The 23,954-nt window shown below is 61.4% G+C and carries 26 protein-coding genes and 1 tRNA gene; 8 read left to right on the top strand and 19 right to left on the bottom strand.

Going from position 1 to position 23,954, the window contains the following annotated elements; genetic code table 11:
* Positions 1 to 19: 19 nt before the first annotated feature.
* The 7 genes from pth to BFQ00_RS01650 all read right to left on the bottom strand — a co-directional run bounded on the left by pth (position 20) and on the right by BFQ00_RS01650 (position 5,810).
* Positions 20 to 604, bottom strand: a complete 585-nt coding sequence (gene pth, locus BFQ00_RS01680; RefSeq protein ID WP_065932442.1) for an aminoacyl-tRNA hydrolase — start codon at positions 602 to 604, stop codon at positions 20 to 22.
* Positions 605 to 771: 167 nt separating this feature from the next.
* Entirely contained in the window at positions 772 to 1,374 is a 603-nt protein-coding gene (locus BFQ00_RS01675; RefSeq protein WP_065932441.1) for a 50S ribosomal protein L25/general stress protein Ctc, read from the bottom strand.
* A 136-nt stretch (positions 1,375 to 1,510) separates the two neighbouring features.
* Complete coding sequence (locus BFQ00_RS01670) at positions 1,511 to 2,452, bottom strand: ribose-phosphate pyrophosphokinase (RefSeq protein WP_003208392.1); 942 nt, start codon at positions 2,450 to 2,452, stop codon at positions 1,511 to 1,513.
* A gap of 46 nt (positions 2,453 to 2,498) precedes the next feature.
* A tRNA-Gln gene (locus BFQ00_RS01665) sits at positions 2,499 to 2,573 on the bottom strand.
* Positions 2,574 to 2,610: 37 nt separating this feature from the next.
* Positions 2,611 to 3,414 (bottom strand): 4-(cytidine 5'-diphospho)-2-C-methyl-D-erythritol kinase, encoded by an 804-nt coding sequence (gene ispE / locus BFQ00_RS01660; protein WP_242527110.1) that lies wholly within the window; start codon positions 3,412 to 3,414, stop codon positions 2,611 to 2,613.
* Positions 3,415 to 3,463: 49 nt separating this feature from the next.
* Positions 3,464 to 4,081: a lipoprotein insertase outer membrane protein LolB gene (gene lolB / locus BFQ00_RS01655; RefSeq protein WP_065891723.1), complete on the bottom strand. Its 618-nt coding sequence runs from the start codon at positions 4,079 to 4,081 to the stop codon at positions 3,464 to 3,466.
* 4 nt (positions 4,082 to 4,085) lie between these two features.
* On the bottom strand, positions 4,086 to 5,810 hold the full coding sequence (locus BFQ00_RS01650; RefSeq protein ID WP_065932439.1) for a tetratricopeptide repeat protein: 1,725 nt from the start codon (positions 5,808 to 5,810) through the stop codon (positions 4,086 to 4,088).
* Between the two features lie 304 nt (positions 5,811 to 6,114).
* On the opposite strand from BFQ00_RS01650, the gene hemA reads away from it, so the two are divergent.
* The 6 genes from hemA (at position 6,115) to BFQ00_RS01620 (ending at position 11,468) form a co-directional block, all read left to right on the top strand.
* Positions 6,115 to 7,404, top strand: a complete 1,290-nt coding sequence (gene hemA, locus BFQ00_RS01645) for a glutamyl-tRNA reductase (protein ID WP_065888037.1) — start codon at positions 6,115 to 6,117, stop codon at positions 7,402 to 7,404.
* On the top strand, positions 7,401 to 8,483 hold the full coding sequence (gene prfA, locus BFQ00_RS01640) for a peptide chain release factor 1 (RefSeq protein WP_065891721.1): 1,083 nt from the start codon (positions 7,401 to 7,403) through the stop codon (positions 8,481 to 8,483). Before hemA ends, prfA begins: the two co-directional genes overlap by 4 nt.
* Positions 8,484 to 9,314 carry a peptide chain release factor N(5)-glutamine methyltransferase gene (gene prmC, locus BFQ00_RS01635; RefSeq protein WP_065932438.1) on the top strand — a complete coding sequence of 277 codons (831 nt, stop codon included), beginning with the start codon at positions 8,484 to 8,486 and terminating at the stop codon, positions 9,312 to 9,314.
* A complete protein-coding gene (locus tag BFQ00_RS01630; protein WP_065932437.1) occupies positions 9,308 to 10,063 on the top strand; it encodes a molybdopterin-synthase adenylyltransferase MoeB in 756 nt (251 codons plus the stop codon). The genes prmC and BFQ00_RS01630 overlap by 7 nt, the downstream gene beginning before the upstream one ends.
* Positions 10,056 to 10,850, top strand: a complete 795-nt coding sequence (murI, locus tag BFQ00_RS01625; RefSeq protein WP_065932436.1) for a glutamate racemase — start codon at positions 10,056 to 10,058, stop codon at positions 10,848 to 10,850. Before BFQ00_RS01630 ends, murI begins: the two co-directional genes overlap by 8 nt.
* Positions 10,851 to 10,949: 99 nt before the next feature.
* Positions 10,950 to 11,468 carry an acyloxyacyl hydrolase gene (locus tag BFQ00_RS01620; RefSeq protein WP_065932435.1) on the top strand — a complete coding sequence of 173 codons (519 nt, stop codon included), beginning with the start codon at positions 10,950 to 10,952 and terminating at the stop codon, positions 11,466 to 11,468.
* 132 nt (positions 11,469 to 11,600) lie between these two features.
* Here BFQ00_RS01620 and BFQ00_RS01615 read toward each other — a convergent pair whose 3' ends face one another.
* The 12 genes from BFQ00_RS01615 to BFQ00_RS01560 form a co-directional block, all read right to left on the bottom strand.
* Positions 11,601 to 11,906, bottom strand: coding sequence for a YkgJ family cysteine cluster protein (locus BFQ00_RS01615; RefSeq protein ID WP_065888031.1), 306 nt, complete (start codon positions 11,904 to 11,906; stop codon positions 11,601 to 11,603).
* A gap of 54 nt (positions 11,907 to 11,960) precedes the next feature.
* Positions 11,961 to 12,470, bottom strand: a complete 510-nt coding sequence (locus BFQ00_RS01610; protein ID WP_065932434.1) for a DUF2878 domain-containing protein — start codon at positions 12,468 to 12,470, stop codon at positions 11,961 to 11,963.
* On the bottom strand, positions 12,463 to 13,734 hold the full coding sequence (locus tag BFQ00_RS01605) for an SAM-dependent methyltransferase (protein WP_065932433.1): 1,272 nt from the start codon (positions 13,732 to 13,734) through the stop codon (positions 12,463 to 12,465). The genes BFQ00_RS01610 and BFQ00_RS01605 overlap by 8 nt, the downstream gene beginning before the upstream one ends.
* Positions 13,721 to 14,530: a DUF1365 domain-containing protein gene (locus tag BFQ00_RS01600; protein WP_065932432.1), complete on the bottom strand. Its 810-nt coding sequence runs from the start codon at positions 14,528 to 14,530 to the stop codon at positions 13,721 to 13,723. The genes BFQ00_RS01605 and BFQ00_RS01600 overlap by 14 nt, the downstream gene beginning before the upstream one ends.
* Positions 14,527 to 15,774, bottom strand: coding sequence for an NAD(P)/FAD-dependent oxidoreductase (locus BFQ00_RS01595; RefSeq protein ID WP_065932431.1), 1,248 nt, complete (start codon positions 15,772 to 15,774; stop codon positions 14,527 to 14,529). The genes BFQ00_RS01600 and BFQ00_RS01595 overlap by 4 nt, the downstream gene beginning before the upstream one ends.
* Positions 15,771 to 16,553, bottom strand: coding sequence for an SDR family NAD(P)-dependent oxidoreductase (locus BFQ00_RS01590; RefSeq protein ID WP_065932430.1), 783 nt, complete (start codon positions 16,551 to 16,553; stop codon positions 15,771 to 15,773). The genes BFQ00_RS01595 and BFQ00_RS01590 overlap by 4 nt, the downstream gene beginning before the upstream one ends.
* The gene (locus tag BFQ00_RS01585) at positions 16,550 to 16,972 is read right to left on the bottom strand and encodes a nuclear transport factor 2 family protein (protein ID WP_065932429.1); all 423 of its coding nucleotides are present in this window, start codon (positions 16,970 to 16,972) and stop codon (positions 16,550 to 16,552) included. Before BFQ00_RS01585 ends, BFQ00_RS01590 begins: the two co-directional genes overlap by 4 nt.
* The gene (gene phrB / locus BFQ00_RS01580) at positions 16,965 to 18,407 is read right to left on the bottom strand and encodes a deoxyribodipyrimidine photo-lyase (RefSeq protein ID WP_065932428.1); all 1,443 of its coding nucleotides are present in this window, start codon (positions 18,405 to 18,407) and stop codon (positions 16,965 to 16,967) included. Before phrB ends, BFQ00_RS01585 begins: the two co-directional genes overlap by 8 nt.
* Positions 18,408 to 19,337 carry a MerR family transcriptional regulator gene (locus BFQ00_RS01575; RefSeq protein ID WP_065932427.1) on the bottom strand — a complete coding sequence of 310 codons (930 nt, stop codon included), beginning with the start codon at positions 19,335 to 19,337 and terminating at the stop codon, positions 18,408 to 18,410.
* A gap of 3 nt (positions 19,338 to 19,340) precedes the next feature.
* Positions 19,341 to 20,300: a YbgA family protein gene (locus tag BFQ00_RS01570; RefSeq protein WP_065932426.1), complete on the bottom strand. Its 960-nt coding sequence runs from the start codon at positions 20,298 to 20,300 to the stop codon at positions 19,341 to 19,343.
* A gap of 113 nt (positions 20,301 to 20,413) precedes the next feature.
* The gene (locus tag BFQ00_RS01565) at positions 20,414 to 20,629 is read right to left on the bottom strand and encodes a TIGR02450 family Trp-rich protein (protein WP_065932425.1); all 216 of its coding nucleotides are present in this window, start codon (positions 20,627 to 20,629) and stop codon (positions 20,414 to 20,416) included.
* Positions 20,626 to 21,612 (bottom strand): NAD(P)/FAD-dependent oxidoreductase, encoded by a 987-nt coding sequence (locus BFQ00_RS01560; protein ID WP_065932424.1) that lies wholly within the window; start codon positions 21,610 to 21,612, stop codon positions 20,626 to 20,628. Before BFQ00_RS01560 ends, BFQ00_RS01565 begins: the two co-directional genes overlap by 4 nt.
* A 213-nt stretch (positions 21,613 to 21,825) precedes the next feature.
* Between BFQ00_RS01560 and BFQ00_RS01555 the strand changes: the two genes are divergently transcribed.
* Positions 21,826 to 22,725: a TIGR01777 family oxidoreductase gene (locus BFQ00_RS01555; RefSeq protein WP_065932423.1), complete on the top strand. Its 900-nt coding sequence runs from the start codon at positions 21,826 to 21,828 to the stop codon at positions 22,723 to 22,725.
* 14 nt (positions 22,726 to 22,739) lie between these two features.
* Complete coding sequence (gene hemH, locus BFQ00_RS01550) at positions 22,740 to 23,765, top strand: ferrochelatase (RefSeq protein ID WP_065932422.1); 1,026 nt, start codon at positions 22,740 to 22,742, stop codon at positions 23,763 to 23,765.
* Positions 23,766 to 23,954: the final 189 nt, after the last annotated feature.

Genomic DNA, 23,954 nt, shown 5'->3' with positions numbered 1-23,954 from the left:
TGTTTCCCCTCGGTAAAAGTCAGGCCTTCTGGCTGTGCAGGTTTTTCATCGCACGGTTCCATTCACCGGCGAAGATATCCGGCAGCACGCCGAGGGCAAAGTCGATGCTGGCATCGAGTTTTTCCTGTTCGGCGCGTGGCGCACGACCCAGGACGAAATTTGAAACAATACTGGCAACGCCTGGGTGGCCGATGCCGAGTCGCAGACGGTAGAAATTATTCTGATTGCCCAGCTGCGCGATGATGTCGCGCAGACCATTGTGCCCGCCATGCCCGCCGCCCAACTTGAGTTTGGCAACGCCGGGTGGCAGGTCCAGTTCGTCATGGGCCACCAGGATTTCTTCGGGCTTGATCCGGAAAAATCCCGCAAGTGCCGCGACGGCCTGGCCGCTGCGGTTCATGTAGGTGGTGGGAATCAGCAGACGAACATCCTGACCCTGGTGCGAAAAGCGCCCGGTCAGGCCAAAATATTTGCGATCGGCCACAAGATTGATGCCTTGGGCGTGGGCGATACGCTCAACAAAAAGGGCCCCCGCGTTATGCCGGGTCTGTTCGTATTCGGCGCCTGGATTTCCCAGGCCAACGATCAGTTTTATGGCAGTCACGACAGGGGCCCTTCCTTTGGAGTTGTGGATAACATCGCCAGACCAGCGTGCGGCGAAAGTGGACAACATTACATCATTTACTCAAGAGTAAACGCCGCGTTATCGCCCGCTTTCTCGCTACGTTTCGGTCCGCGATGTTTCCTCAAGCTCCTTCGTTACAGAGCGTATTACTCTGCAGCGGATTCTTCAGCTTCATCTTCCGCTACAACACGTGGCGCGTGGACGTTGGCAACAGCCTTGTCGTCGTTGTGAGCCAGTGCAACGAACTCAACGCCTTTAGGCGCCTTGAGGTCGGAGAGGTGAATGATGGTGCCGATTTCAGCGTTCGACAGGTCGACTTCGATGAACTCAGGCAGGTCTTTCGGCAGGCAGCTGACTTCGATCTCGGTGGTGGTGTGGGAAACAACACCGCCTTTCTTGACCGGAGCTTCTTCACCCACAAAGTGCACAGGCACGATAGCGGTCAGTTTCTGGCCAGCTACAACGCGAACGAAGTCAGCGTGCATGATGAACTGCTTGGAAGGGTGACGCTGCATCGCTTTAACGATCACGTTCTGCTTGGCGCCATCGACGTTCAGTTCGATAACGTGGCTGTAGGCCGCTTCGTTTTCGAACAGCTTGGCGATTTCCTTGGCCAGAATGGTCACGGATTCAGCAGGCTTGTTACCACCGTAGACAACGGCTGGGATGTTGGCGGCGTGACGCAGGCGGCGGCTCGCACCTTTCCCCAGGTCAGTACGCGCTTGGGCGTTCAGAGTAAAATCGTTCATGTTGTATCTCCAAAATAGCCATCATCGAGGGGCGTTTGCGACCAGCGCCGAACTCGATATGGGCAAAAAAGCCCCGCCCCAGCGGAATGCTGGGGCGGGGCGCTTTTCGTCAGTGGATGGTCCGCAGGTCTGACCCTTAGCGGAACATCGCGCTGATCGATTCTTCGTTGCTGATGCGGCGAACCGCTTCGGCAACTACCGGTGCGATATCCAGTTGACGGATACGCGAACAGGCTTGAGCTGCAGCGGACAACGGGATGGTGTTAGTCACCACCAGTTCGTCCAGCATGGAGTTCTCGATGTTTTCGATCGCTCGGCCCGACAGCACAGGGTGTGTGCAGTAGGCGAAGACTTTTGCGGCACCGTGCTCTTTCAAGGCTTTCGCCGCGTGGCACAGGGTGCCGGCGGTGTCGACCATGTCATCAACCAGAATACAGGTACGCCCTTCGACATCACCGATGATATGCATCACTTCAGAGTGATTGGCTTTCTCACGGCGTTTGTCGATGATACCGAGGTCCACGCCCAGGGATTTGGCAACTGCTCGTGCACGCACGACGCCACCAATGTCCGGGGACACGATCATCAGGTTTTCAAAGCGCTGGTCTTCGATGTCATCCACCAGAACGGGGGAGCCGTAGATGTTATCTACTGGAATATCGAAGAATCCCTGGATCTGGTCAGCGTGCAGGTCAACCGTGAGCACACGGTCGATACCTACCACGGTCAGCATGTCAGCAACGACTTTCGCGCTGATGGCCACACGTGCGGAACGCGGACGGCGATCCTGACGGGCATAACCAAAGTAAGGGATTACAGCTGTGATTCGAGTCGCTGAGGAGCGGCGGAAGGCATCAGCCATCACGACGAGTTCCATCAGGTTATCGTTGGTCGGAGCGCAGGTCGGCTGGATAATGAAGACGTCTTTACCGCGGACATTTTCATTGATCTCGGCTGTAATTTCGCCGTCGGAGAATTTACCGACAGAGATGTCACCGAGAGGGATATGCAGCTGACGTACGACACGTCGAGCCAGATCGGGGTTGGCATTCCCCGTAAAGACCATCATCTTGGACACGCGCAGTACCTAGAGGCTGAGGGTAACCTGGATGAGTATTAGAAAATGGCAGGGGCGGCTGGATTCGAACCAACGCATGGCAGGATCAAAACCTGCTGCCTTACCGCTTGGCGACGCCCCTGTATCTGTTGCAACGAGTGCCTAACACTCGATTCCTTTTAGAGCAGATTTTGCAGCTTGCGATGCAACATCGAAACGTTGCTTCCCTTTGCTACAAACCCTGTAAGGGTCTCTGTAAGAAGGGCCGAGACTTTATCAGCTTCAGCTTTGCTTGGGAAGCCCCCAAACACACAACTTCCAGTTCCGGTTAATTTTGCTTCGGTAAATTTACCTAACAAATTCAAAGCGTTACGTACCTCTGGATAACGCCTTGCTACAACCGGTAAGCAGTCATTTCGACTGTTTCCCTTGGGAACGGGGCGCACTTTAATGGGAGAAGAGTTACGTGTCAACAACGGATCTGAAAAAATTTCTGCTGTACTTACAGATACTTGCGGCACAAGCACGAGATACCACGGCTCTTCGGGGTCTACAGGGGTCAGTTTCTCCCCCACACCCTCGGCAAATGCGGCATGCCCACGCACGAAAACCGGGACGTCGGCACCGAGCGCCAGGCCCAGCGCGGCCAGGCGATCCTGGTTCCAGCCCAGCTGCCACAAGTGGTTGAGCCCGAGCAATGTGGTGGCGGCATTTGAGCTGCCGCCGCCGATACCGCCGCCCATGGGCAGGATTTTATCGATCCAGATATCAATGCCGAGTGGGCAGCCGGATTGCTGCTGAAGATTTTTCGCCGCTTTCACGATCAGGTTGCTGTCGTGGGGCACGCCTGGAAATTCGGTGTGCAGCTTGATCACGCCATCGTCACGCACGGCGAACGTCAGTTCATCGCCGTAGTCGAGAAATTGAAACAGCGTCTGCAACTCGTGGTAGCCGTCTTCACGGCGACCAAGGATGTGCAGCATCAGATTGAGTTTGGCGGGGGAGGGCAGCGTGAGTTTTGCGACTGTCACGTTATTGCCCCAGCTTGCGCGGTTGCCAGTCCTTGATCACCAGCGTGACGTCAAGGTCGGTGCCGTGCAGTTTGATGCGCTCGGGCAGCCAGTAACCGTTCTGTTGCACGTAGCTCAGGTACTCGACCTGCCAGCCATCCTGCTCCAGGGAGGCCAGGCGACTGTCGCCATTGAGGCTCAAGCGACTTTTGCTGTCCGGCGCCGGGAGTCCGCGCACCCACCACACCAGGTGCGAGACCGGCAGTTTCCAGCCGATCTGCTGCTCCAGCAGTTCTTCCGGGGAGGTCGCTTCGTAGCGGCCCTGGTTGGCCACTTCAAGGCTCACTTGTCCGGGGCGCCCGGTCAAGCGGGCCGCACCGCGACCCAGCGGGCCGGAGAGGCGAATATCGTAGTAATCCTGGCGCTGCAGCCAGAACAAGGTGCCGCTGCCGGAATCTTTCGGCGCGCGCACCCCGACCTTGCCTTCGATCTGCCAGCCGTCGATGCTGCTGAGCTGGTCCTTGTGCTGTTGCCATTGTGCCGGGTTGCCCTGGCCTTCAACGGATTCGCGGGAACCAAAACCCGCGCAACCGGCGAGCAGGGCGATGAAACTGAAAACGATAACGTGGCGCAAAAACATAAGCTTATAGGGTCTCGGATCCGGTCAGGCGCTTGATGGTGCTGCGCAGGATAGGGCTTTCGGGTTGTTCCTTGAGGAATTTTTCCCAGATCTGTCGCGCTTCGCGTTGCTTGCCGTTGGCCCACAACACTTCGCCCAGGTGAGCGGCGACTTCATGGTCGGGGAAGCGCTCCAGGGCCTGGCGCAGCAAGCGCTCGGCCTCGTCGAGGTTGCCCAGGCGATAATTGACCCAGCCCAGGCTGTCGAGCACGGCCGGGTCTTCCGGGTTGAGCTTGTGGGCCTGTTCGATCAGCACCTTGGCTTCGGCGTAGCGCGTGGTGCGGTCGGACAGGGTGTACCCAAGGGCGTTGAGGGCCATGGCGTTGTCCGGGTCGCGCTTGATGATCAGGCGCAGGTCTTTTTCCATCTGCGCCAGGTCATTGCGTTTTTCCGCCTGCATGGCGCGGGTGTAGAGCAGGTTCAGGTCGTCGGGGTATTGCAGCAACGCCTGTTGCAGCAATTTCCAGGCGCGTTCGCCCTGTTTGTTGGCCGACAAGGTTTCGGCCTGGATCAGGTACAGCTGGATCGCGTAGTCCGGTTCGGCATCGCGGGCGGCGGCCAGGCGTTTCTCCGCTTCGTCCGTACGACCGTTGCTGATCAGGATATCGGCCTGGCGCAACTGGGCCGGCAGGTAGTCATTGCCCGGGCCGACCTGGGCGTACTCAAGCAGAGCCGCTTGCGGATCGTTGCGCTCTTCAGCGATGCGGCCCAGGTTCAGGTGCGCCGAATCCACATGGCTTTCGCGTGCGACCAGCTCTTCCAGGTAGCCCTTGGCCTCGTCCCAGGCCTTGGCTTCCAGGCACACCAGTGCGAGGGAGTAGCGCAGTTCGTCGTCGTCCGGGTACTGCTGGACCAGGTTGGCGAACTGCACTTTGGCGTCTTCCATGCGGTCCTGCTCTACCAGCATCCGCGCATAAGTCAGGCGCAGGCGCTTGTCGTCCGGATACTTCTTGATACTTTTTTCCAGCAGCGGAATCGCTTCCTTGCCGCGGTTGAGGTTCTGCAGCAGGCGTGCGCGCAGCAGGATCGGTGCGATTTCACCGTCTTCCGGCGGGTTCTGCTCCAGCAGCTTGAGGGCGGCGTCGGCTTCATCGTCCTGTTGCAGCAACAGCGCTTTGCCGAAAATCAGCTGGCTGTTCTTCGGATGCTTTTGCAGCAGGCGGTCGAAACTCTTCATCAGGCCATTGCGCGTGTCCGGGTCGGTATCGGCAGCCGACAGCGCCAGGAAGTCGAAATGCGTGTCGCCCTTGCCCTGCAAGACTTTTTCCATGTAGACCATGGAGTCGTCATAGCGCCCGGCGCGTGCCAACTGCACGGCGGCTGCACGCTGAGCCTCCAGGTCGTCCGGGGCGTTTTTCGCCCAGATCAACGAGGCGTCCAGCGCGGCCTGGTCGGCCCCCAGGTACTCGGCGATGCGAAACGCGCGCTCCGAGATACCGGGGTCCTGGGTATTGATGGCCTGGGTGACGTAGTTGTCCAGCGCAATATCGAAGCGATTACGCTGGCCGGCCAGTTCTGCGGTCAGCAGGCTGTAGACCGTTTCTTCGCTGAACGAGGAATAAACCTTGGGCTTTTCAGGGGCTGGGGTGCTGTCTTCCACCGGCTGTGCAGCATCCGGCGGCACGGGTGCCATGGCCTGGCAGCCGCTGAGGAAGACAAAAGCAAGGAGCAACGCGGAAGATCTATTCATATAGGAAGAGGACGACTAACCTGCGGTCGGATCATCATGACACAAGCCTTCGGCCAAACATAACCGAGGCACCCGTAATACGCTTATTGCTCCACCTTGTAGGAGCGAGCTTGCTCGCGAAGATCGTCAACGATAACGCTGGAAGCCTGGCACTCAGCGGTGTTCCTGCGTTTTTCGCGAGCAAGCTCGCTCCTACAGAGTGCCTTTATAGGCACAACGTATAGGGACAATAGACGACGGTGGTTGTTCTGGATCTTTCGAAGTAGGACAATTGTCGGCTTCCCGACATCATCAGCGATATTGAATGGCCTTCCTCGCACTCGGTATTAACCACAAGACTGCCTCAGTAGACGTGCGCGAGCGCGTTGCGTTTACGCCGGAGCAGTTGGTTGAGGCCTTGCAGCAGCTCTGCCGGCTCACCGACAGTCGCGAAGCTGCGATCCTTTCGACCTGCAATCGCAGCGAGCTTTATATAGAGCAGGAGCATCTTTCGGCGGATGTCGTGCTGCGCTGGCTGGCCGATTATCACCATTTGGACCTCGACGACCTGCGCGCCAGCGCTTATGTGCATGAAGAGGATGCGGCCGTTCGTCACATGATGCGCGTGGCGGCCGGTCTGGACTCGCTGGTGTTGGGCGAGCCGCAGATTCTGGGCCAGATGAAGTCAGCCTATGCCGTGGCCCGAGAGGCCGGCACCGTCGGCCCGCTGCTGGGGCGTCTGTTCCAGGCCACCTTCAATTCCGCCAAGCAAGTACGCACCGATACGGCCATCGGCGAGAACCCGGTGTCCGTGGCGTTTGCCGCCGTCAGCCTGGCCAAGCAGATTTTCAGCGACTTGCAGCGCAGCCAGGCGCTGCTGATCGGTGCCGGCGAAACCATTACCCTGGTCGCCCGCCACCTGCATGAGCTGGGCGTGAAGCGTATCGTGGTGGCCAACCGCACGCTTGAGCGCGCGAGCATCCTCGCCGAGCAGTTCGGCGCGCATGCCGTGTTGCTGTCGGACATCCCGGCCGAACTGGTGCGCAGCGACATCGTCATCAGTTCCACCGCCAGCCAGTTGCCGATCCTGGGCAAAGGCGCGGTCGAGAGTGCGTTGAAGCTGCGCAAGCACAAGCCGATCTTTATGGTGGATATTGCCGTTCCCCGGGATATCGAGCCTGAAGTCGGCGAGTTGGACGACGTTTACCTCTATAGCGTCGATGATTTGCACGAAGTGGTCGCCGAAAACCTCAAGAGTCGCCAGGGTGCTGCCCAGGCCGCCGAGGAAATGGTCAGCATCGGCGCTGATGATTTCATGGTGCGCCTGCGCGAGCTGGCGGCGGTGGATGTGCTCAAGGCGTATCGTCAGCAGGGCGAACGCCTGCGCGATGAGGAACTGATCAAGGCCCAGCGGCTGTTGGCCAATGGCAGCAGCGCCGAGGAGGTGCTGATGCAGCTGGCCCGTGGCCTGACCAACAAGCTGCTCCACGCGCCCAGCGTACAGTTGAAAAAGCTTACCGCCGAAGGCCGCCTCGATGCGCTGGCCATGGCCCAGGAACTCTTTGCCCTCGGTGAGGGCGCGTCAGATAGCTCTTCGGATAAAAAACCGCAATGAAAGCGTCACTGCTCAATAAACTGGACGTGCTCCAGGACCGTTTCGAAGAACTGACCGCCTTGCTCGGCGATGGCGAGGTCATCTCCGATCAAAGCAAATTCCGCGCTTATTCCAAGGAATACGCCGAAGTTGAACCGGTCGTGACCACCTACAAAGACCTGCTGAAAGTGCAGGCCGACCTCGAGGGCGCCCAGGCGCTGCTCAAGGACAACGACCCGGACATGCGCGAAATGGCCGTGGAAGAAGTGCGCGAGGCCAAGGAAAAACTCGCCGAACTGGAAGGCGACCTGCAACGGATGTTGCTGCCCAAAGACCCTAACGATGGACGCAACGTGTACCTCGAAATCCGCGCCGGCACCGGCGGCGACGAGGCGGCGATTTTCTCCGGCGACCTGTTTCGCATGTACTCGCGTTACGCCGAGCGTCGCGGCTGGCGTGTGGAAATCCTGTCCGAGAACGAAGGTGAGCACGGCGGCTATAAAGAAGTCATCGCGCGGGTTGAAGGCGATAACGTCTACGGCAAGCTCAAGTTCGAGTCCGGCGCGCACCGTGTGCAGCGCGTCCCGGCGACGGAGTCCCAGGGCCGTATCCACACGTCGGCCTGTACTGTGGCGGTGTTGCCCGAGCCGGACGAGCAGGAAGCGATCGAGATCAACCCGGCGGACCTGCGCGTCGATACCTACCGCTCGTCGGGCGCGGGCGGCCAGCACGTCAACAAGACCGACTCGGCGATCCGGATCACCCACTTGCCGTCGGGCATCGTGGTGGAATGCCAGGAAGAACGTTCCCAGCACAAGAACCGTGCGCGGGCGATGTCCTGGCTGTCGGCCAAGTTGAATGACCAGCAGACCAGCGCCGCCGCCAACGCGATTGCCAGCGAGCGCAAGCTGCTGGTGGGCTCGGGCGATCGCTCCGAACGCATCCGCACCTACAACTTTGCCCAGGGCCGGGTCACCGACCATCGGGTCAACCTCACCCTGTATTCCCTGGATGAAATCCTGGCCGGTGGCGTTGATGCGGTGATCGAGCCGCTGCTCGCCGAATACCAGGCCGATCAATTGGCGGCGATAGGTGAATAAATGACCATCATTGCCAGCCTGTTGCGCGCCGCCGACCTGCCCGACTCGCCCTCCGCGCGCCTGGATGCCGAGCTGCTGCTGGCCGCGGCCCTGGGCAAGTCCCGCAGCTACTTGCACACCTGGCCGGAAAAGATCGTCAGCAGCGAGCACGCCCTGACGTTTGCCGACTATCTGCAACGCCGTCGCGGCGGTGAGCCGGTGGCCTATATCCTCGGCCAGCAAGGCTTCTGGAAGCTGGACCTGGAGGTCGCGCCCCACACGCTGATCCCGCGTCCGGATACCGAACTGCTGGTGGAAGCCGCCCTGGAATTGTTGCCGGCCCTGCCCGCCAAGGTCCTGGACCTCGGCACCGGCAGCGGTGCCATCGCCCTGGCCCTGGCCAGTGAGCGTGCGATGTGGCAGGTCACGGCGGTCGACCGCGTGCTGGAGGCCGTGGCCCTGGCCGAGCGCAACCGCCAGCGGCTGCACCTCAATAATGCGATGGTGCTCAACAGCCATTGGTTCGATGCGCTGCAAGGCCATACCTATGACCTGATCATCAGCAACCCGCCGTATATCGCCGCCAACGACCCGCACCTGGCCGCAGGTGACGTGCGCTTCGAGCCGGCCAGCGCACTGGTGGCCGGCCATGACGGGCTGGACGACCTGCGCCTGATCATCCAGCAGGCCCCGGCCCACTTGAATGCCGGCGGCCGTCTGTTGCTGGAACATGGCTACGACCAGGCCGCTGCCGTGCGTGACCTGTTGCTCAGTGAAGGCTTTGAACAGGTGCACAGCCGTATCGACCTCGGCGGCCATGAACGCATCACCCTGGGACGCCGCCCGTGCTGAGCGACCACGAGCTGTTGCGCTACAGCCGGCAGATTCTGTTGCAGCAGGTCGACATCGACGGCCAGTTACGCCTGAAAAACAGCCGCGCGTTGATCGTCGGCCTGGGAGGGCTGGGGGCGCCGGTCGCGCTTTACCTGGCCGCCGCCGGGGTCGGCGAGCTGCATCTGGCGGATTTCGACACAGTCGACCTGACCAACCTGCAACGCCAGATCATCCATGACAGCGACAGCGTCGGGCAGACCAAGGTTGATTCTGCCCTGCGTCGGCTGAGCGCAATCAACCCCGAAGTCACGCTGGTCGCCCATCGCGCCGCGCTGGATGCCGAATCATTGGCCGCGGCCGTTGCAGCGGTGGATGTGGTACTCGATTGCAGCGACAATTTTTCCACCCGCGAAGCGGTCAACGCGGCCTGTGTGGTCGCCGGCAAACCGTTGGTCAGTGGCGCGGCGATTCGCCTTGAAGGGCAGTTGTCGGTCTTCGACCCACGGCGCCCCGAAAGCCCCTGCTACCACTGCTTGTACGGGCACGGCAGCGACACCGAACTGACCTGCAGCGAAGCCGGCGTCGTCGGCCCGCTGGTGGGGCTGGTCGGCAGCCTGCAAGCGTTGGAAGCCTTGAAGCTGCTGGCCGGCTTTGGTGAGCCGCTGGTAGGGCGCTTGTTGCTGATCGATGCGCTGACCACACGGTTTCGTGAGTTGCGGGTCAAACGCGACCCGGCTTGCAGCGTGTGCGGGACGCACCATGCTTAAGGACGCGCCCATCGGTGTGTTCGATTCCGGGGTCGGCGGCTTGTCGGTACTGGACGAAATCCAGCAGTTATTGCCCCATGAGTCACTCTTGTACGTGGCCGATTGCGGGCATATCCCCTATGGCGAGAAAACCCCGGCCTTCATCCGCGAGCGTTCGCGGCGGGTTGCCGAGTTTTTTCGCGGGCAGGGCGCCAAGGCGTTCGTGATTGCCTGTAACACGGCGACGGTTGCCGCCGTCGCCGATTTGCGCCAGGACTACCCCGATTGGCCCTTGGTCGGCATGGAGCCTGCGGTAAAACCGGCGGCTGCCGCGACGCGCAGTGGCGTGGTCGGCGTGCTGGCCACCACCGGCACCCTGCAAAGCGCCAAGTTCGCCGCCTTGCTCGACCGCTTCGCCACTGACGTGCGGGTGATTACCCAACCCTGTCCGGGCCTGGTGGAGCTGATTGAAACCGGCGACCTGAGCAGCCCGGCCCTGCGCCAGTTATTGCAGGGCTACATCGAACCGCTGCTCAGCGCCGGTTGCGACACCATCATCCTCGGCTGCACCCACTATCCCTTCCTCAAGCCGCTGCTGGCGCAGATGCTGCCCGCAAGCATCATCCTGATCGACACCGGCGCCGCCGTCGCGCGCCAGCTCAAGCGTCTACTGGGTGAGCGGGACTTGCTGGCCGGTTGTGCACCTCGCCCAGCGCAGTTCTGGACCAGCGGTGATGTCAGTCACCTCAGAAATATCCTACCGACACTTTGGAAATATCCTGGAGTTGTGCGAAGCTTCGCCTCGTGAAAATTTCGTGAAATCTCGCTGAACTTCTGGCTCTACGCTGGCTTCTATTGCGAGATGGCCTGTAAATAATCAATAACTTCGTTCGCAAAGGTAGTTTCTATGAAGCGCTTGTTCTGTATGGCTGCTATTGCGGCTGTGATGGTGGGACACTCTATTACCACCCAGGCCGCCGGCCTGGAGTTCGGGCTGGGCAGCACCAGCGATTCAACGCTGACGTACCGTCTGGGCCTGACCTCCGATTGGGACAAAAGCTGGATGCAGAGCAATGTCGGTCGCCTGACGGGCTACTGGAGCGGCGCTTATACGTACTGGGAGGGTGATGACCGTGCAGGCGCCAGCAGCCTGTCGTTCTCGCCGGTGTTTGTGTACGAGTTTGCCGGGGAATCGGTCAAGCCGTACATCGAGGCCGGGATCGGGGTGGCGTTGTTCTCCCGCACCAAGCTGGAAGACAACAACATCGGCCAGTCCTTCCAGTTCGAAGACCGCCTGGGTTTCGGCCTGCGGTTTGTCGGCGGGCATGAAGTGGGTATTCGTGCCACGCACTATTCCAACGCCGGTATCAGCAGCAATAACGATGGGGTAGAGAGCTACGCGCTTCACTACACCATGCCGCTGTAAAAGCACACCGAAAAACCAATGTGGGAGGGGGCTTGCCCCCGATGGCGGCCGGTCAGTCAAATTATAGGTGACTGACCCACCGCTATCGGGGGCAAGCCCCCTCCCACATTTGGATCTGTACTCATTTGAATATCAGCGATACACCGTGGCAATGCCTGCACGCTCTTCAAGGCACTCCGGTGCCCCCATCTCGAATTCCCTGCATATCAACGGCCGAAGCTCATAGATCGTGCACATCATCGTGTCCCGGTCCAGCGCCGCACACCAGCCATCATCCAGGCGCAGCATCACTTCGCCGCCCCAGTCATCGGTGTCGATATAGCGCTGCGGCACGCCGGTGTCGGTGATCAGCATGACTTCCAGCTGGCAGCAGCAGGCTGCGCACGTCGAGCAGGTGACGGCGGGTTCAGTAATTTGGGTGTGAGGGATGTTGGTCATAGCCCGGCAGCTTCAAGCTTTAAGCGGCAAGCTGCAAGCAGAAGCCGACCGGCTTCATCTTTTAAGCGTTGTTGGAAGTTCGCCGCTTGTGGCTGCCGCTGCCAGCAGCGGGAAAACCACGGCCCAGAGTACCGCCAGCCCGGCCATTGTCGGCCCCAGGCCATAGCCGAACTGCACGCCGGCCAGTTGGCTGCCGGCGTAATACGACAGCGGTCCGCCCACTGCGCCCAACAACGCGGCGCGCCACCAGGGGCGGGCGCTCCAGGCCAGGCAATGGCGCAAGGTAGTGCCCAGCAAGGCCCACAGCAACATCAGCCAGAAGGGAATCAACGGCCCCGGCTCGCTGAAGTGGAAAACCCCGAGGGTGCGCAACAGCGTGTCGAGCAACGTGCCGGCGAGTGTCACGCCGATGATCAGCGCGCCTTCATCGGTCAATGAGCTGATCCACAGCAGATGGATGAGCAGCGCCGCCAACCCTGCCAGCAACCATGGGCTGTCGCCGCCGAGCACACAGGCAAACCAGCCGCATTGAAACAGCGCGGCGTTGGCCAGGGATTTAAGCATTAAAGCGCCCGAGCAACGGCGGGTTGATGGCTGCGGGCTTGGCCAGCAGCAACTGCGCGGTGCCGATCGTACGCTCCATGAAGCCGCCTTCGCAGTAGCACAGGTAGAACTCCCACAAGCGCAGAAAGTACTCGTCGTAGCCAAGCTCCGCCAGGCGCCCATGGGCACGGCGAAAGTTGTCATGCCACAGGCGCAGGGTGCGCGCGTAGTGCAGCCCGAAATCCTCCATGTGCAGCAGGTTCATGTCGGTGTCGCGGCAGACGATCTGCAGCATGTTCTGCACGCTGGGCAGGGCGCCGCCAGGAAAGATGTAGCGCTGGATAAAGTCGACGCTGTTCCTGGCCTGCTCATAACGTTGTTCGCGGATGGTGATGGCTTGCAGCAGCATCAGGCCGTCGGGTTTGAGCAAGTGCGCGCACTGTTTGAAATACGTGGGCAGGAAGCGATGGCCCACCGCTTCGATCATTTCGATGGACACCAGCTTGTCGTACTTACCGGTCAGGTCGCGGTAGTCCTGCAGCAACAATGTCACCTGCTCTTGCAGGCCCGCCGCTTCGATGCGCTGCGCGGTGTAGGCGAACTGTTCCCTGGACAGGGTCGTGGTGGTGACCTTGCAACCGTAATGCTGCGCCGCATACAGCGCCATGCTGCCCCACCCGGTGCCGATTTCCAGCAGATGGTCGGTAGGCTTGAGCGACAGTTTCTGGCAGATGCGTTCCAGCTTGTTCAGTTGCGCCTGTTCCAGGGTGTCGTCGGCGCTGAGAAATTGCGCCGCCGAATACATCATGGTCGGGTCGAGAAACTCCTTGAACAGCTCGTTGCCCAGGTCGTAATGGGCTTCGATGTTTTTCCGCGAGCCCTTGCGTGTGTTGCGGTTGAGCCAGTGCAGGCCATGGGTGAACGGCCGCGCCAGGCGGGCCAGGCCACCCTCCATGGCATCGAGCACCTCCAGGTTGCTGACCATTACACGCACCACGGCGGTCAGGTCGGGGCTGCTCCAGTAGCCATGGATAAACGCTTCGCCGGCGCCGATCGAACCGTTGGCGGCCACCAGGCCCCACACCGCCGAATCGAGGATCTGGATTTCCCCCAACAGATGCGCTTCCCGTGCGCCGAACACGTGTCGCTCGCCGTCCTCGACGATCACCAATTGGCCGTGGCGCAATTGGCCGAGTTGGCGCAACACGCCCTTGCGCAGCAGCGCAGCGGTCATGCCATTGACGTTCAGGCGATGGGTCTTGACCGATAAGCTAGGGGATTTCATGGCGGCGATCCTTGGTATACCCGACGGCGGTGCTGGAGGCGCCATCGGCGGCCCGGTGGGAAAAAATCGGTGTGCGTTTGAGCAACAGGCGCAGGGCCTGCCAGTAAATCGCCAGGCAGGTCTTGGCGGTCATCCACGGAAAGCGCCATAGATAGCGATGCAGGCTGGCGCGGTTCAGGGCTTCTTTTCGCAGGCTCAAGGTGGCGTCGAAGACTTTATCCGCGCCCTGCCAATCGGCCATGTGCACGCCGAGCCTGGCGCCGGGCGGGCTGAAGCTCATGCGGTATTCCAGGTCGCGCGGCAGGAACGGCGACACATGGAACGCCTTGGCCACGGCGAAGTGCTGGTGCTCATCGGCGCCCAGAGCCTGGGCCGGCAGCACGTAGTGATAGCGCTCGCGCCACGGGGTGTTGGTGACTTCGCACAGGATCGCCGCCAGTTGCCCGTCGGCTTCGAAGCAATAGAAGAAGCTCACCGGATTGAATGCCAGGCCCCAGCTGCGCGCCTGGGTCAGCAGGCAGATAGCACCCTGTGGCGTGCGTCCCAGCGCCTTGCCGACTTCATGGCGCACCGCATCGCTCAAGGAGGTGCCGTGGCGGGTGAACGCGCGCAGATAGTCCTGCTGGCGAAAGCCGAAGGGCGCCAGGCGGCTGCTGCCTGCCAGGGGCGAGAGCGCGAGCACGGCGTCCTGCTCGCTGAGGTCCAGGTACAGCAGGCCGATGCGGTAGCGAAAGGCATGGGCCTTGGGCGTAAACCGGCGATGGGCGATCCAGCCGCTGTACAGGGCGCTGTTCACAGGGTTTCCCCAAACGCCTGGGCCACGCGCAGGGCGCTGACCACGCCGTCCTCATGGAAACCATTGGCCCAATAGGCGCCGCAGTAGAACGTGTTGCGCGCGCCGTGCAATTCTTCCCAGCGCGCCTGTGCGGCCACTGCGGCCAGGCTGTATTGCGGATGGGCGTAGGTGTAGCGCGCCAGGATCTTCAGCGGGTTGATCACCGATGTCTGGTTGAGGCTCACGCAAAAGGTGGTGGCGCTGTCGATGCCTTGCAGGATGTTCATGTCGTAGGTGACGGCGGCCTGCTGCTGCTGATTGCCGCCCAGCCGGTAATTCCAACTGGCCCAGGCCAGCTTGCGGTCGGGCAGCAATCGTGTGTCGGTGTGCAGCACCACGTCGTTGTCGGCATAGGGCAGGGCGCCGAGGATCTGCCGTTCGGCCTCGCTCGGGTCGGCGAGCAATGCCAGGGCCTGGTCGCTGTGGCAGGCGAACACCACGCGGTCGAAGGTCTCGCTGCCGAGCGGGCTGTGGATAACCACGCCGTCGTCGGTGCGTTGCACGTTTTGCACCGGGCAGTTGAGGCGTATCCGTTCGCGAAAGTTGCGGGTCAAGGGCTCTATATAGCTGCTGGAGCCCCCGTCGATCACGCACCATTGCGGACGGTTGCTCACTGAAAGCAGGCCGTGGTTCTTGAAGAAGCGCACGAAGAACTGCAACGGAAAGTTGAGCATGTCGGCCAATGACATCGACCAGATCGCCGCGCCCATCGGCACGATGTAATGCCGGATAAATCGGGGGCCGTAGCCGCCGGCGTCGAGATAATCGCCCAGGGTCATGTCGGCATTGATGCGCTGCTCTTGCAGATCCAGCGGCGCCTGGCGGTTGAAGCGCAGGATATCGCGCAGCATGCCCCAGAACCCCGGCGACAAAATATTGCGGCGCTGGGCGAACAGGCTGTTGAGGTTATTGCCGTTGTATTCGAGCCCGGTACTTTCGTCGCACACCGAAAAACTCATTTCGGTGGGTTTGAACCTGACCCCGATCTGCCCCAGCAGGCGGATAAAGTTCGGATAGGTCCAGTCGTTGAACACGATGAAACCGGTGTCCACCGCATAGCGCTCGCCTTCGACTGTCACGTTGGCGGTGTGGGTATGCCCGCCGAGGCAGTCGCCCGCTTCGAACAGTGTGATGTCGTGGCGACGACTGAGCAGGTAGGCGCTGGTCAGCCCGGCGATGCCGCTGCCGATAATGGCGATCTTCACAGGTCGTCCTTGTGCGGCGGCGGGCTGCGCAACATGCGTTTGCCGATGATCAGCTGTGCGCGGTTAGGCAGCTTCGACAACGGCCACAGGGTAGCGATGAACAAGGCCGGAAAGGCGATCTCCAGGGGGCGCTTTTCCAGCTTGGCGAAGATATGCCTGGCGGCCTTGTCGGCTGGCCAGCTCAAGGGCATGGGGAAGTCATTGCGTTCGGTCAGCGGCGTGTCGACAAAGCCCGGGCTGATCACGGTGACGTCGATGTTCTCCGGCGACAGGCCGATGCGCAGAGACTCGAACAAATAGCGCAGCCCCGCCTTCGAAGCGCCGTAGGCTTCAGCGCGAGGCATGGGCAGGTACGTCACGGCGCTGGCCACGCCCACCAGATGCGGCGTACGCCCGGCACGCAACAGCGGCAGTGCCGCTTCGATGCAATAACTGCTGGCCAGGAGGTTGGTGCGCACCACGTGTTCGATGATCGACGCATCGAATTGCCTGGCGTCGACATATTCACAGGTGCCGGCGTTGAGGATCACCGTATCCAGCGAGCCCCAGGCCTCGCTGATGCGCTCACCGATTTCGCGCACGGTCTGGCTGTTGGTCAAGTCGCCGGCCACCACCAGCACTCGCCCCGGATAACGCTGGGCGAGCGCCTCGAGTGGGCCCTTGGTGCGGGAACTGAGCGCCACATGGGCGCCGCTGTTGAGCAACTCCACGGCGAGCGCTGCACCGATGCCACTGCTGGCGCCGGTCAACCAATAACGACGGGGCGGTGTCAGGCTCATCCCATTCTCCTTTTCAGCCAACTGATGACGCCGCCGAGGACCGGCAGGTGTTCATAAAGCAGAGCGCCGGCATCGAAATAATCGCGGTGTCGGTAAACCTTGTCGCGCCACATCAGGTGGGAACAACCTTGCACACTGATCAGCTCGCCGCCGGCCAGGCGCGGGTGACGAAAGTTCATGGTCCAGCGCAGGTAGCCTTCGCCTTCGCCCGTTTGGTCGAAGCCGTGGAACTCGAAGTCCAGCTGGTTGACGTTGCTGTACAGCTGCGCGAAGTAGCGATGCAGCTCGGGCAGGCCGTGGACTTCATGCAGCGGGTCGGCAAACAGGATGTCGTCGCTGTACAGGCTGTCGAGCAGGTGCAGGTTGTGCTTGTTCAGCGTGGCAAAGGTGTGGCCGAAATGGCGCAGGAAGTCACTCATGATCGGCCATCTCCTGACGCGAAGGCAGGCTGCGAAAGGCGGCGAGGGCGCGTTCGCGGGATTTCTTCAGGTCGACAATGGCGCGCGGGTAGTCGGCCACGCCGAACAGACCGCCAGCGGCTTCGGGGTTGTGCACTTCTTTTTTATTCAACGTGGCCAGTTCCGGCAGCCAGTGCTTGATGAACAACCCTTCGCTGTCGAATTTTTCCGACTGGCTCAGCGGGCTGAAAATCCGGAAATACGGCGCCGAGTCGGTGCCCGTCGAGGAACTCCACTGCCAGCCGCCGTTGTTGGCTGCCAGGTCGCCGTCGATCAGGTGTCGCATAAAGAAGCGCTCGCCTTCGCGCCAATCGATCAGCAGGTTCTTGGTCAGGAACATCGCCACCACCATGCGCAGGCGGTTGTGCATCCAGCCGGTTTCCAGCAGTTGGCGCATGGCCGCATCGATGATCGGCAAGCCGGTGCGCGCCTGTTGCCAGGCGGCCAGGTCCTTGGGGGCGTCGCGCCAGGCCACCGCTTCGGTTTCGGGGCGGAACGCACGGTGGCGGGAGACGCGCGGGTAGCCCACGAGGATGTGTTTGTAGAATTCACGCCACAGCAGTTCGTTGATCCAGGTGATCGTACCGATGTCACCGCTTTCGAATTCGCCCTGGTTGGACTGCAACGCGGCGTGCAGACACTGGCGCGGCGATACGACCCCGGCGGCAAGGTAGGCGGACAACTGGCTGGTGCCGGGCTTGGCGGGAAAGTCGCGCTCGTCCCTGTAGTAACTGATCTGCTCATCGGCGAAGGCGTCGAGGCGCCGGCGCGCCTCGTCTTCACCGGCGGGCCAGAGGGCGCGCAAGCTTTCACTGGGGGGCGCGAAACCTTCGACGGTGGTGGGGATGGCATCGCTTTGCAGGTCGAGCACGGCCTGGGCCTTGGGGCTTGCCACCAAAGGCGGCAAGGCGCTGTGCAGACGGGTGTAGCAGACCTTGCGGAACTGGCTGAACACTTGAAAGTAGGTGCCGGACTTGGTCAACACACTGCCCGGCTGGAAGAACAGCTGGTCGAGGTAGCTGTGGAAGGTCACGCCGTCTGCTTCCAGGGCCCGGGCCACGGCACTGTCGCGACGGCTCTCGTGAATCCCGTATTCCTCGTTGACGTGCACCGCCTCAACCTTGAGCTCCCGGCATAGCTGGCTCAATACGCCTGGCGCCTGGTCCCAGGTGTCGGCCTGGCGGATCAGCAGCGGGATGTTCACGTCTGCGAGCGCTTGCTCTAACGCGTGCAGGTTGCGCAGCCAGAAGTCCACCTTGCACGGCGCATCATCGTGGGCCAGCCATTGTTGCGGGGTGATCAGGTAAATGGCCGCGACCGGGCCTCGCTGGCTGGCGGCAGTCAGGGCGGTGTTGTCGTGAAGGCGCAGGTCGGTGCGCAGCCAGATCAAGTGCATTTAGACGATTCCACGCTGGATCAATATCTGGTGGGCCGCCAACGGGTCTTCGGCGACGAACAACTCGGGGATATCACGGGTTAATACGGCCAACTCGGCGTGGTGGATGCAGACCGCCGGTCCGGCAATCAATATCGGGCAACCAATGCCCGCCAGCAGTTTCGTGAGTGCCGCGACCTGCAGCGCCTTGCTGGAATACAGCAATACGGCGCGCGGTTGCAGGTGTTCCACCGCCAGCGCCAGTTCGCCGGGGGGCAGCGGCCAGTCGAACACCTCCACCGGGCAGTCGGCGCTGCTGGCCAGCCAGGCGCTGAGCCACAGGTGCGGCTCCAGGAGCAAGTCGGAATGGTTGATCAGCAGCAGCGGGGCGCCGTGTAGTTGCCGGTTGTTGTGGTAAATGCGCGCGCCGAACTTGCTGCGCAACCAGGACAGGAAAAATACCCGCTCCATCTGTGCGCCGAACTGACCCTGCCACTTCTGTTCCAGCTCGCTGAGCAGTGGCAGCATCAATTGCTCGCACAAGGTGCGTGGCGGGTAGAGCGCCATGGCCTGATTGAAGGCATCGTCGACCCGACGTTCGGCCAGCTCAGCGATGGCCGTCAGCAAGGTTTGGCGCAAGGTGTGCCATTCGTTTTCCATCGGTTCGGGGGAGGCTTGGGCGGAGTCGATCAGGCCTTTTACCTGGCTGACCGGCACGCCGCGATTGAGCCAGGTGAGGATGGCATGGATGCGTTGCACGTGGTCGGCGCTGAACAAGCGATGCCCCTTGGGCGTGCGCTGGGGCACGATCAGGCCGTAACGGCGCTCCCATGCGCGCAGGGTCACGGCATTGACGCCGGTCTGGCGCGCCACCTCGCGGATCGGCAGCCAGCCATTTTGCAGGGCTTGGGCGATGTCTTCGCCGGGTTCGTCTTGCAGGGCAACTGTCATGGTCTAGATCGCATTGCGCAGGCTGAGGTTTTCCGGGTGCGGCTGCAGGTAGGCCTGCTGCGCAATGTAGCGGTCCGGGTGTTGACGAAAGTGATGCTTGAGCAGCGTGAGCGGCACCACCAGCGGCACGATGCCCTGGCGGTACTGGCTGATGACGGTTTGCATTTCCTGTTTGTCATCGGCGCTGATCGCCTGCTTGAGGTAGCCGCTGATGTGTTGCAGCACATTGGTGTGGGTGCCACGGGTAGCGCACTTGGTCAGGCCGGTCATCAGGTCGCTGAAGTAGCAACTGGCCAATTCGTCCAGGTGGGTGTCCTTGGTCATGCTGCCCAGCAGGTGGCCGAGGCTTTTGTAATGCGCCGGGCTGTGGGCCATCAACAAGTATTTGTAGCGCGAATGGAAGGCCAGCAGGCGGTGACGCGTCAGGCCTTCGGCGAGCAATTGTTGCCAGCTGGCGTAGACGAATACGCGGGTGAGGAAGTTTTCACGCAATACCGGATCATTCAGGCGACCGTCCTCTTCCACCGGCAGGTTGGGGTGGCGCGCGCAGAACGCCTGGGCGTAGATACCGCGCCCGCCGCCATCCACCGGTGCGCCGTTCTCACGGTACACCTTGACCCGCTCCAGGCCACAGGAGGGCGACTTCTGCATAAAGATGTAGCCGCACAGGTCGGTGTGCTCGGCCGCCATCTGCTGGCCGTATTCATCCAGCGGCTGGGTCACGTTGAGTTCGCGGTGTACGGTGCCCACGGCCTGCGGGTTGGCCGCGTCGCCGACCAGGCGAATGGTTTCACGGGGAATGCCCAGGCCGATGGCGACTTCGGGACACAACGGCACGTAGTGGAAGTAGTCGGCCAGGGTCTGGGTGCACAGGAGGGATTGCTTATGCCCGCCGTTGAAACGCACGTTTTCGCCCAGCAGGCAGGCGCTGATGCCGATCTTGGGTTTCACGGAAGGGGGCATGGGTAAACCTCTGCAAAATTCCTGTACAGTTTTTAATCCCTGTACAACTAAGTCTCATCATAGATTTGATCTTGTACAAGTCAATAATTTTGTATAGGTATTTTCGCCCGGATTTACGTCCAGCCCATTTTCCAGCGTTCAGGGTTCTGCAGGGCCTGCCATGGGAGGCGTTCGCTGCGCCGCGTCATCACCGCTTGCAGTTCGATTTCCAAAACGGTGCCTTCCTCGTCACGGAACAGTTCGGTGACGAGGAAGTGTTTTTCCTTGTTTTTCGGGGATGTCGCGGTCCATTTCGACAGCAACAATTTGGCCGGATTCAAGCGGTTCATTGCAGGTGCTCGATCAACCGTCGCGCCGCCTCCTGGCCGCTGAGCCAGGCGCCTTCGACGCGCCCGGACAGACACCAGTCGCCGCAGACGAACAGGCCCAGGTCGGCATCGGCCAGCACGCCGAACTCATGACTGCTGGACGGCCTGGCGTAGAGCCAGCGGTGGGCCAGGCTGAATGACGGCGCGGGCATGGCGCAGTGCAGCAATTCGGCGAAGGCGCCGTGCAGGTGTTCGATCACGGCTTCCCTGGGCAGGTCCAGGTGTGCCTTGCTCCAGGTGCTGGTGGCATGCAGCACCCAGGTGTCGAGGCTGACGTCACGCCCGGGTTTGCTGCGGTTGCGCGCCAGCCAGTCAAGCGCGCTGTCTTGCACGAAGCAGCCTTCCATCGGCGTATCCAGAGGCGTGTCGAAGGCCAGGGCGATGGCCCAGGTCGGCTCCATTTTCACCCCGGCCACGGCGCTCGCCAGCTTCGGTGCGGCGGCCAGCAGGGTGGTGGCCTGGGGCGCCGGCGTGGCGATGATCACATGGCTGAACGGGCCGTGACTGCCGCCATCGGCATCGAGCAGGTTCCAGTGCCGGGTGCCCTGGAATACTTCGGTAATGCGGCAACCGAACTCCACCGGCAGGTCATCGAGCAGGGCGCGGGTAATGGCGCTCATGCGCGGGGTACCGACCCAGCGGATCTGTTCATCGGGGGAGGGCGTCAGCTGGCCGGCCTTGAAGTTGTACAGCTGGGGTTTCCACTGTTCGGCCCAGCCATGGCTTTGCCAGCGCTGCACCTCGTTGACGAAGCGCCGGTCGCGGGCGGTGAAATATTGAGCGCCCATGTCCAGCGCGCCGGCGTCGCTGCGCTTGCTGGACATACGGCCGCCGCTGCCGCGGCTTTTATCGAAGAGGTGTACAACGTGCCCCGCGTCTCGTAACGCTCGGGCGGCGGAGAGACCGGCGATGCCGGCACCTATGATCGCGATGGGGACAGTCATGGGAGGCCTCGTTTTACCGTTGGGTACAGACTACGCCGACACTAATAGCTGTACAATATTGTTTTTTGGTATAAGTTTTGGCGTGCCTGATTGTGTGACGTGACCTATGGTTAAGCCAACAGGCTAAACGATCGTCACGCTCGAATATCAAATCGATCCCTGCTTATAAAATAGACCAGTGAGCGGCGGCGAACGTTACATGAGGAGAGTCCCATGCATATTTTGCTGACCGGCGGTACCGGCTTGATCGGCCGTCAACTGTGCCGGCACTGGCTTGCCCAGGGCCATCGCTTGACCGTGTTGAGTCGTACACCCGAATCCGTGGCGCGTATTTGCGGCGCGCAGGTGCTGGGCGTTGGGCGCCTGCAGGGCGTGATCGGCGCGGTGGACGCGGTGGTCAACCTGGCCGGTGCACCGATTGCCGACCGTCCCTGGACTCACAAGCGCAAGGCATTGCTGTGGAGCAGTCGCATCAGCCTGACCGAAAGTCTGCTGGCGTGGTTGGAACGCCTGGAGCAGAAACCGGCGGTGCTGATCTCGGGTTCCGCCGTGGGCTGGTATGGCGACGGCGGCGAGCGCGAACTGACTGAAGACAGCGGCCCGGTGCAGGATGATTTTCCCAGCCAGTTGTGTATCGCCTGGGAAGAAACCGCCGCGCGTGCCGAGGCCTTGGGCATTCGCGTGGTGCTGGTGCGTACCGGCCTGGTGCTGGCGGCCGAGGGCGGCTTTTTGTCGCGCCTGTTGCTGCCGTTCAAACTGGCGCTGGGCGGGCCTATCGGCAATGGCCGCCAGTGGATGCCATGGGTGCATATACGCGATCAAATCGCCCTGATTGATTTTCTTCTGCACAAGGCTGACGCCCGTGGTCCTTATAATGCCTGCGCGCCCCACCCGGTGCGCAACCGCGAGTTCGCCAAGACGCTGGGCCAGGTGCTGCACCGTCCGGCGTTCATGCCGATGCCGGCCTTTGCGCTGAAGGTCGGGTTGGGCGAGTTGTCGGGTTTATTGCTTGGCGGGCAAAAGGCACTGCCTGAGCGGCTGCTGGCCGCAGGTTTCACTTTCCAGTTCACTGAATTGCGTGCGGCCCTGGACGACTTGTCCAGCCGCCTCTAAAGATAGGATGTTGCATGACCGATCACGCGTTGTTACTGGTCAACCTGGGCTCGCCAAAGTCCACTTCGGTGGCCGATGTGCGCAGCTACCTCAATCAGTTCCTGATGGACCCTTATGTCATCGACCTGCCGTGGCCGGTACGTCGCTTGCTGGTGTCGCTGATCCTGATCAAACGCCCCGAGCAGTCGGCGCATGCCTATGCGTCCATCTGGTGGGACGAAGGCTCGCCGCTGGTAGTCCTCAGCCGTCGCCTGCAGCAGCAGATGACCGCGCAATGGACCCAGGGCCCGGTAGAACTGGCGATGCGTTATGGCGAGCCATCCCTTGAAACGGTGCTGACGCGCCTGGCCGCCCAGGGCATTCAGAAAGTGACGCTGGCGCCGCTGTACCCGCAGTTTGCCGACAGCACTGTGACCACGGTGATAGAAGAAGCCAGGCGCGTGGTGCGTGACAAGAAACTGAAGGTGCAATTCTCGATCCTGCAGCCGTTCTACGACCAGCCTGAGTACCTCGATGCCCTGGCCGCCAGTGTACGACCGCATGTGGAACAGGCTTACGATCACCTGCTGTTGAGTTTTCACGGCTTGCCCGAGCGTCACCTGACCAAGCTCGACCCGACCGGCCAGCATTGTTTCAAGGATGCCGATTGCTGCAAAAATGCCTCGCCTGAGGTGCTTGCCACCTGTTATCGCGCGCAATGCTTCAGCGTTGCCCGCGACGTGGCCGAGCGGTTGGGGCTGCCGGATGGCAAGTGGTCGGTGGCGTTCCAGTCGCGCCTGGGCCGCGCCAAGTGGATCGAACCCTACACCGAGGCGCGTCTTGAGGCATTGGCGCAGCAAGGCGTGAAAAAACTGCTGGTGATGTGCCCCGCGTTTGTCGCCGATTGCATCGAGACCCTGGAAGAAATCGGTGATCGCGGGCTGGAACAGTTCCGTGAGGCGGGAGGCGAGGAGTTGATATTGGTGCCGTGCTTGAATGATGACCCGCAGTGGGCGGCGGCGCTCAATACCCTCTGCGAAAGAGCGCCGGTTAGGCTGTAATCACGCCTTGCGGTGATCCAATTGTGGGAGGGGGCTTGCCCCCGATGGCGGCCTCTGGGCCGACCAGGATGTTGGATCAGATCGAGTACATATCCGTTTCTGCGGTAACGGCTGCTAACGGTTCCGCTTTTACAGCGGCTCACTTTTGAAAAGTGCAAAAGTAAGCAAAACGCTCTTGCCCCACCACTC

This window comes from Pseudomonas sp. 28 E 9, from assembly GCF_900004785.1.
In the GTDB taxonomy this organism is placed as follows: Bacteria; Pseudomonadota; Gammaproteobacteria; order Pseudomonadales; family Pseudomonadaceae; genus Aquipseudomonas; species Aquipseudomonas orientalis_A.
Note: the sequence above shows the minus strand (reverse complement) of the source record. Positions and strands in the feature narration are given on the sequence as shown.

Excerpts from the sequence above, each read along its gene's own strand:
- ispE (WP_242527110.1), bottom strand. The coding sequence starts at position 3,414 with ATGCTGCACATCCTTGGTCGCCGTGAAGACGGCTACCACGAGTTGCAG.
- BFQ00_RS01620 (WP_065932435.1), top strand. The coding sequence starts at position 10,950 with ATGAAGCGCTTGTTCTGTATGGCTGCTATTGCGGCTGTGATGGTGGGA.
- BFQ00_RS01585 (WP_065932429.1), bottom strand. The coding sequence starts at position 16,972 with ATGAGTGACTTCCTGCGCCATTTCGGCCACACCTTTGCCACGCTGAAC.
- BFQ00_RS01570 (WP_065932426.1), bottom strand. The coding sequence starts at position 20,300 with ATGCCCCCTTCCGTGAAACCCAAGATCGGCATCAGCGCCTGCCTGCTG.
- BFQ00_RS01575 (WP_065932427.1), bottom strand. The coding sequence starts at position 19,337 with ATGACAGTTGCCCTGCAAGACGAACCCGGCGAAGACATCGCCCAAGCC.
- BFQ00_RS01565 (WP_065932425.1), bottom strand. The coding sequence starts at position 20,629 with ATGAACCGCTTGAATCCGGCCAAATTGTTGCTGTCGAAATGGACCGCG.
- BFQ00_RS01590 (WP_065932430.1), bottom strand. The coding sequence starts at position 16,553 with ATGAGCCTGACACCGCCCCGTCGTTATTGGTTGACCGGCGCCAGCAGT.
- BFQ00_RS01605 (WP_065932433.1), bottom strand. The coding sequence starts at position 13,734 with ATGAAATCCCCTAGCTTATCGGTCAAGACCCATCGCCTGAACGTCAAT.
- phrB (WP_065932428.1), bottom strand. The coding sequence starts at position 18,407 with ATGCACTTGATCTGGCTGCGCACCGACCTGCGCCTTCACGACAACACC.
- murI (WP_065932436.1), top strand. The coding sequence starts at position 10,056 with ATGCTTAAGGACGCGCCCATCGGTGTGTTCGATTCCGGGGTCGGCGGC.
- hemA (WP_065888037.1), top strand. The coding sequence starts at position 6,115 with ATGGCCTTCCTCGCACTCGGTATTAACCACAAGACTGCCTCAGTAGAC.
- BFQ00_RS01615 (WP_065888031.1), bottom strand. The coding sequence starts at position 11,906 with ATGACCAACATCCCTCACACCCAAATTACTGAACCCGCCGTCACCTGC.
- BFQ00_RS01610 (WP_065932434.1), bottom strand. The coding sequence starts at position 12,470 with ATGCTTAAATCCCTGGCCAACGCCGCGCTGTTTCAATGCGGCTGGTTT.
- prfA (WP_065891721.1), top strand. The coding sequence starts at position 7,401 with ATGAAAGCGTCACTGCTCAATAAACTGGACGTGCTCCAGGACCGTTTC.
- BFQ00_RS01675 (WP_065932441.1), bottom strand. The coding sequence starts at position 1,374 with ATGAACGATTTTACTCTGAACGCCCAAGCGCGTACTGACCTGGGGAAA.
- lolB (WP_065891723.1), bottom strand. The coding sequence starts at position 4,081 with ATGTTTTTGCGCCACGTTATCGTTTTCAGTTTCATCGCCCTGCTCGCC.
- BFQ00_RS01560 (WP_065932424.1), bottom strand. The coding sequence starts at position 21,612 with ATGACTGTCCCCATCGCGATCATAGGTGCCGGCATCGCCGGTCTCTCC.
- BFQ00_RS01650 (WP_065932439.1), bottom strand. The coding sequence starts at position 5,810 with ATGAATAGATCTTCCGCGTTGCTCCTTGCTTTTGTCTTCCTCAGCGGC.
- hemH (WP_065932422.1), top strand. The coding sequence starts at position 22,740 with ATGACCGATCACGCGTTGTTACTGGTCAACCTGGGCTCGCCAAAGTCC.
- prmC (WP_065932438.1), top strand. The coding sequence starts at position 8,484 with ATGACCATCATTGCCAGCCTGTTGCGCGCCGCCGACCTGCCCGACTCG.
- BFQ00_RS01555 (WP_065932423.1), top strand. The coding sequence starts at position 21,826 with ATGCATATTTTGCTGACCGGCGGTACCGGCTTGATCGGCCGTCAACTG.